The 5291-nt window shown below is 49.3% G+C and carries 7 protein-coding genes; all 7 read right to left on the minus strand.

Going from position 1 to position 5291, the window contains the following annotated elements; all coding sequences use genetic code 11:
* Window positions 1-768 (minus strand): ABC transporter permease (locus tag NZ772_13170; GenBank protein MCS6814501.1); only part of this gene is annotated, 768 nt, incomplete at its 3' end.
* 24 nt (window positions 769-792) lie between these two features.
* Window positions 793-1638, minus strand: coding sequence for a phytanoyl-CoA dioxygenase family protein (locus tag NZ772_13175; GenBank protein ID MCS6814502.1), 846 nt, complete (start codon window positions 1636-1638; stop codon window positions 793-795).
* The gene (locus NZ772_13180) at window positions 1635-2321 is read right to left on the minus strand and encodes a class I SAM-dependent methyltransferase (GenBank protein ID MCS6814503.1); all 687 of its coding nucleotides are present in this window, start codon (window positions 2319-2321) and stop codon (window positions 1635-1637) included. The genes NZ772_13175 and NZ772_13180 overlap by 4 nt, the downstream gene beginning before the upstream one ends.
* An 8-nt stretch (window positions 2322-2329) precedes the next feature.
* Window positions 2330-3088, minus strand: coding sequence for an SDR family oxidoreductase (locus NZ772_13185; GenBank protein ID MCS6814504.1), 759 nt, complete (start codon window positions 3086-3088; stop codon window positions 2330-2332).
* Complete coding sequence (locus tag NZ772_13190) at window positions 3085-4143, minus strand: zinc-binding dehydrogenase (GenBank protein ID MCS6814505.1); 1059 nt, start codon at window positions 4141-4143, stop codon at window positions 3085-3087. Before NZ772_13190 ends, NZ772_13185 begins: the two co-directional genes overlap by 4 nt.
* A complete protein-coding gene (locus tag NZ772_13195) occupies window positions 4133-5005 on the minus strand; it encodes a Uma2 family endonuclease (protein MCS6814506.1) in 873 nt (290 codons plus the stop codon). The genes NZ772_13190 and NZ772_13195 overlap by 11 nt, the downstream gene beginning before the upstream one ends.
* Window positions 5006-5039: 34 nt before the next feature.
* On the minus strand, window positions 5040-5291 hold a 252-nt coding region (locus NZ772_13200; GenBank protein MCS6814507.1), incomplete at its 5' end, for a class I SAM-dependent methyltransferase.

Here is a 5291-nt window from a genome sequence, read left to right on the forward strand (position 1 = left end):
AAACCATAGCCAACCTAGAGCTAAAAAAAATAAGCCAGTTAGCATTGGTATGAGCATATCTTCAATATTTGGGAGTGTTTGTGATAAGGCAATTTGACGAACAGCTTCTATGATAGGCACGAAGGGATTTAAGTCTAGGAAAAAGCTGACTCTTCCAGCCACAATCTGGGCAGGGTAAAAAATGGGTGTGCAAAGAAAAATCAAAAAGCAAAATACTTCATAGAAGTAGGGCAAGTCTCGAAAAAATACATAAAGTGTACTAACTAAGAAACTACCTCCTATGGAGATTAAAATTAGAGAGATAATGGGTATGAATAACATTAAGACGTGAATTAAGCTCTTTGAAGTAACTAGCGTTATAACGGCAAGAATTGGGAAAACAGCAACAAAAAACTGAAATGCATTAGCTGCAACTACAGAGATGGGAAAAATACTCATGGGGAGTTTGACCTTGTTAAACAAGCCTCCGTTGCCAACAATGCTGCCCATTGCTTGGGTAGTGGATATGGTAAAAAATTGAATTAAAACTAGTCCTGTAAAGACTGCCAAGATATAGTTAAGAATTGACCCGTAATAGTCTTTAAAGGCGGCTCCAAAAATCATGGTATATACGGCAGTTGTCGCCATGGGGTTAAGGAGCGACCAGAGAATGCCTAACATGGAACCCCGGTAACGAGCACTAAGGTTACGTTCTACAAGCACTCGCAGCAATTCTAAATATCGTTGAATGACGAATTGCGTACTAGGTAACCGTTGATTCGTATACATCTAGATGTGGGTAATTAGTGAGGTCTATTGGATCTGGTGGTAGATTTCTGCTGTCTCTGTCACGATCGATCGGCTCAGTGGCTCATAATAGGTAGGTCGCATCGACAGGTCTACAGGTGCTAGAGCGTTGACAACCCGCACATCAGAACTCCATCGGCAGAACTGTCCCTGATTTTCTTCGCTCCCATGGACGGTTGCCAGGCTAAAGATCAACAGATCGCCTAGCTTAAGGGGAATTGGCTGCATAGGTCTCAGGCAAGCTGGGTCAATTAGCTTTGGCGCATAGAGAAACCCTAGTTGATGCTTAGGAGATCCTTTTGTGACTTCGGTGCTTTGAATTTGCCGAGTTGGAAAGTCTGATTCTGGGCGCAGGTGTGACCCTGGCAGCACTGAGAGGGCGCTAGCGGCGGATACATCAACGTAGGGAATGAGCACAGACAGTTCAAAGGGAGAGCCACCGTAGAAGGTATCCCGATGATAGCCAATATTATCTTGGGGCTTGTGGGGACGGGTAATTCGCAGGTAGGGGCTGCTTTGCACGTTTAGGTCTCGTCCTAGAAGGGCTTGGAAAAAGTCAAGCTGGGCAGCGATGATCTGAGGCCCAAAGCGCTGGGTACGAAAGAAATTAGTGAGTTGAATTTGGAGGTCTGTATGGTAACGATCGTCCTCAATGACCTGGTGGTAAGTTTCTAGGGTAATAGTTGGCTGCCCTGTCAATCGCCGTAGCTCGTTCAGCAGTGCTGTTCTAGCGGCATAGATTGGCTCAGGGTTGGGCGCTTGCACAACAAACCACCCCTCTGCCCGAAATTGAGCTTCTAAGCGGGGCAAGTTGATGGACTTAACCGCCGCCATTACTGATGGTTGACTCATGCCTTGATCCCAACTCCCATCGCAAACAGATAATGCGCCATTGGGTAGAACCCGGTATGCACCACTTCGTCGTTCATGGAGAAAATAAATACGTTATGAAAATAGGTTTCCATTGCCGATCGCAAGGTTTCAGCAGATTTTAGATTAATATGACCTTCTTTGCTAGCTTTAGAGGCATAGGCAAAGGCCGTGATGTTAGGGGTGCCGACGATAAACACAGCCTGAGGTTCCAATACACTACACACATGCTTCCAGTAGAGATGCTCTTGATCCGGCTGCAAATGCTCAATTAAATCGAGGGAGTAGGCAGCATCATAGCGTCCGGGGGGAGCCTGTTCCAAAATATCCAATACGGAAAAGGTACAGTTGAGATTTTCAGCCTTGGCATGGCTTTCAGCCCACTGAATGTAAAGAGGGTCAAAGTCTACACCATGCACAGAACCCGTGGTTTGCAGAACAGTTCTCATCCCAAAACCATCACCACAGCCTACTTCCAGCACCTTGTTCTTGCCTGCTAGCATCTTGGAGCAAAATTTATATCGCGACAGCAAAAACGTTAACCGGCGTGGATCAGACCGCCAGGTAAAGCTTGCAGTTGGCCCCATTTGCACAGGCCCCATGGTTTTCATAGCATCAAACTGCTCTTGATACTGTGGTTCTTTGCTGTGCTCGTGACCTTGCATCGGCGTATTCACCATGACCCTCCATCGATTGGTACCACTGCTCCTGGCATGAAAGCAGCCTGTTCAGAACATAGAAAGATTACCATGTTACTGATTTCTGAAGGAGCGGCAAACCGTTGAATGGCAATCCGGTTGTTGAGGAAGTTTTGGACACGATCGGGATCGTTGATAGCAACCTGATCCCAATGACTACCTGGATGACGAATGACCCCCGGCATTACGGCTGAAATCACCACACCATCGGGGGCAACCGTGCAGCCTAGGTTTTTGGTATAGGCATTGAGGGCTGCTTTCACGGCACAGTAGGCAACTGAACCCCGGCTGAGGGTAGCGGCGATGGAAGAAATGTGAACCACTCGTCCCCACTGTCGCTGTTGCATTGCAGGGACTAGGCACCGGTTTAGTTCAGCGGCAATTTCAAAATTGAGCCGCCATACAGCACGCCATTCATCCACACTGCAAAATGGATCGCGAACTCCTAAGGTGCCCCCTAGGTTGTGCACTAGGATATCTACCCGATCAGTGTAGGACTGGAGATCTTGAGCAAACTGAGTAGGCGCGTTGTCTGGCATCAAATCCCTCGCTAACCCCCAATGCCCGTGAGAGGTTTGGCTCATTTCCGCCACTAGACTGGTAATATCGGCTGCTGTGCGCCCTACTACGCCAACTTGAGCACCTTCAGCAGCCAGCCCCAGGGCGATCGCTCGGCCCAATCCTCGGCTAGCACCCACCACTAGAGCAGATTTCCCCTCCAATCCTAGATTCATGAGCTGAAATCTGCGGTAGTTCGAGTTTCAATCAGTGCCCTGCCAACTTTGCCTGTTTCTAAATCCTCCAACGCCCTGTTGATATCGTCTAAAGAATAGGTGTGGGTAATCAACTGCTCTAGGGCTAGTTTTCCTGCTTGAAACAGATTGGCATAGCGGGGAATATCCCGGTCAGGGTTTGTCTCGCCTCCCCAAGTACCGAGAATCTGCTTACCTTTAATTAGGTCAAAGGGATCCAAGCTGATGCGTTCACCTGCGGCCAAGTTACCAGCAAGAACAGCCACCCCACCAGGAGCACGAATAGCCGCGATCGCCCCTTCCATAGTTTGTGTACGTCCTGCCGCTTCAATGGCATAGTCCACGCCCTTACCTGCCGTGATATCCATCAATGCCGTCTGCACATCTTGGGTTTTGGCATTGATGGTGTGGGTTGCACCTAGTTCTAATGCTTGCTGGAGTTTATGGTCAAAAATATCAATAGCGATAATAGGCATAGCATTGGCTAAACTAGCCGCCATCACTGCACTTAGCCCCACACCACCGACTCCAAAGATGGCCACGCTACTACCGGGGGTAACCCGCAGGGTATTCAACACTACCCCAGCTCCAGTGGGAATTGCACACCCCAATAATGCTGCCTCACGCAGAGGCATGGCTTCTGGAATGGGGATAATCCGGTTTTCTGAGATGATGGCTGATTCCAGAAAGGTGCTGATGGCTCCAGAGTTGATGGCTCCCTGACTGCCCTGATACTGAGTAGAAGGGACATCCCGCCCTTGCCCTTTAATCCAAGACAGTACAACGCGATCGCCGGGTTTAACCTTGGTCACCTCAGCACCCACATCGCGTACAACTCCTGCCCCCTCATGTCCTAACGTGTGAGGAAGATAGCGGTCTGGCCCTCGCTTGCCCCGCACTTCTGAAAGTTGAGTATGGCAAACCCCGCTGTAGGCAATATCTACCAACACTTGGCCGGGTTTGAGGGCAGGTAGGGTGAGTTCCTCAAGGCGGAGTGGTTCGTTGAGGGCGTAAAGAACGGCTGCTTTAGTGGTCATCAGAGTGCTGATCCTGTGCTAGTTGTTGACGCAATGCAGCTAACTGCTGTTCGGCTTGCTCTGCCCGCTGGCGTTCTTGCTCTGCCCGCTGGCGTTCTTGCTCTGCCCGCTGGCGCTCTTGCTCTGCCCGCTGGCGCTCTTGCTCTGCCCGCTGACGCTCTTGTTCTAACGCTGACCGAGTTTGCTGTAACTCTTGCCTGGCTTGAATCAACAACTCTTCGGCGATCGTGTAACGTTCGCCAGCTTCGTTATACCAGAACAGCCACTCTCGGGTTATGGCTTGGTAGGTGCCGATGTCATAGCCAATGCCCAAATCAATATCTGGGATCCAGATAGGGTTCCCCTCTAGGCGGCGATAGCGATTGTTAACTAAGTGATACACCTCCAGCTTTTGATGCTGATTGGGTGAAAGCTTCCGCCGTTGATCAGTGCGACGTGGCTTGCCACCTAGAGGGTTGTACACTACATAGTACGGTACCCCGAACTGGGCGTATAGTCGCTTTTTCCAGTCATACTCACCATTGTAGGTTTCAGACACCACTTCCAGAAATAACTTGGGGATAATGTTACTCTCTTCCCACAGCACATAGCTAAGTCGCAAGCGCTCTGACTTGACTCGTGGCACACCCAAGCTGAGAAATCCATCGGGAATGATGGGTGGCTTGTAGGGATGGTAGTAAATTCCCATATCCACGCCCCAGTACCAGTCTTGACGATCGGCCCAAATCACTGACAGAATTGCCAACAACAGATTAGGCACTAGGTTTTGCAGTTCGTTATCCACAGGAGTATCGTCCGAATCTGGCAGGTCGGCAGCAGTGGGCAGATGAATTAGATCGTCTGGATTAAATAGGTGGATCATGGCATGAACATACTGTCAACTAGTAACGGATAGATTACTCAGCAATAAACCAGTAATAGTCGCCAGTGTACCCTACATCCTGAAACAGCTTCACCCAATCATCTACATGCATGTAGGTTAGGGCTGTCAGGTTCCACTTCAGCATATTTTCTTTTTCCTTGTCGTTGCGCCAAGCATCCACAGTGACAAAGGCATGGGCACGGCTGACCCGCTGAATTTCTCGCAGTGCTTGCTTACACTCTTCCAAGGGCAGATTATGCACAGTGTTAATCGAGATCACCAGATC

It is taken from the genome of Cyanobacteriota bacterium, assembly GCA_025054735.1.
Lineage (GTDB): Bacteria > Cyanobacteriota > Cyanobacteriia > SKYG9 > SKYG9 > SKYG9.

Coding starts and splice junctions, on each gene's coding strand:
- NZ772_13180 (MCS6814503.1), bottom strand. CDS start 2,321: ATGCAAGGTCACGAGCACAGCAAAGAACCACAGTATCAAGAGCAGTTT.
- NZ772_13185 (MCS6814504.1), bottom strand. CDS start 3,088: ATGAATCTAGGATTGGAGGGGAAATCTGCTCTAGTGGTGGGTGCTAGC.
- NZ772_13175 (MCS6814502.1), bottom strand. CDS start 1,638: ATGAGTCAACCATCAGTAATGGCGGCGGTTAAGTCCATCAACTTGCCC.
- NZ772_13190 (MCS6814505.1), bottom strand. CDS start 4,143: ATGACCACTAAAGCAGCCGTTCTTTACGCCCTCAACGAACCACTCCGC.
- NZ772_13195 (MCS6814506.1), bottom strand. CDS start 5,005: ATGATCCACCTATTTAATCCAGACGATCTAATTCATCTGCCCACTGCT.